This window comes from Burkholderia sp. RF2-non_BP3, from assembly GCF_001522185.1.
GTDB lineage: Bacteria > Pseudomonadota > Gammaproteobacteria > Burkholderiales > Burkholderiaceae > Burkholderia > Burkholderia diffusa.
Map to the genome: position 1 here is coordinate 1 of NZ_LOSU01000026.1, position 1,023 is coordinate 1,023.

At 63.3% G+C, this 1,023-nt stretch carries 1 protein-coding gene; it reads right to left on the minus strand.

Annotated elements, in window-relative coordinates; translation table 11 throughout:
• A partial coding sequence (locus tag WS45_RS36405) for a hypothetical protein (protein WP_306459418.1) occupies positions 1-992 on the minus strand: 992 nt, incomplete at its 3' end.
• Between the last annotated feature and the right edge of the window lie 31 nt (positions 993-1,023).

The following is a 1,023-nucleotide window of genomic DNA, read 5'->3' on the forward strand; positions in this document are numbered from 1 at the left end:
GCGATCTCGTCGCTGTCGACCGGCATCACTTCGTTGTCGACGGGGCTCAGCTCGACCAACAGCTCGGTGGCTTCGCTGTCGACTTCCACGTCGACGGGTCTGTCGTCGGCTAACAGCTCGATTGCATCGCTGTCCACGTCGACTTCGACGGGCATCAATTCGCTGTCGACCGGTCTCAGCTCGACCAACAGCTCGGTCGCTTCGCTGTCGACCTCCACGTCGACCGGTCTGTCGTCGGCGAATAGCTCGATTTCGTCGCTGTCCACGTCGACCTCGACGGGTATCAACTCGCTGTCGACCGGCTTGAGCTCGACCAATAGCTCGGTGGCATCGCTGTCGACTTCCACGTCGACCGGCCTGTCGTCGGCGAACAGCTCGATCAGCTCGCTCTCCACGTCGACTTCCACGGGCATCAACTCGCTGTCGACCGGCCTCAGCTCGACCAACAGTTCGGTCGCCTCGCTGTCGACCTCCACGTCGACGGGTCTGTCGTCGGCAACCAGCTCGATCAGCTCGCTGTCCACGTCGACCTCGACGGGCATCAACTCGCTGTCGACCGGACTCAGCTCGACCGACAGCTCGGTCGCTTCGCTCTCGACCTCCACGTCGACGGGTCTGTCGTCGGCCAATAGCTCGATCAGCTCGCTCTCGACGTCGACCTCGACGGGCATCAACTCACTGTCGACCGGACTCAGCTCGACCAACAGTTCGGTGGCGTCGCTCTCGACCTCCACGTCGACCGGCCTCTCCTCGGCAACCAGCTCGATTTCGTCGCTCTCGACCTCGACCTCGACCGGCATTAACTCGCTGTCCACGGGCCTCAGCTCGACCGATAGCACGGTGGCTTCGCTGTCGACCTCCACGTCGACCGGCCTCTCGTCGGCGAATAGCTCGATTTCGTCGCTCTCGACCTCGACCTCGACCGGCATTAACTCGCTGTCCACGGGCCTCAGCTCGACCGACAGCTCGGTGGCTTCGCTGTCGACCTCCACGTCGACCGGTCTCTCGTCGGCGAATAGCTCG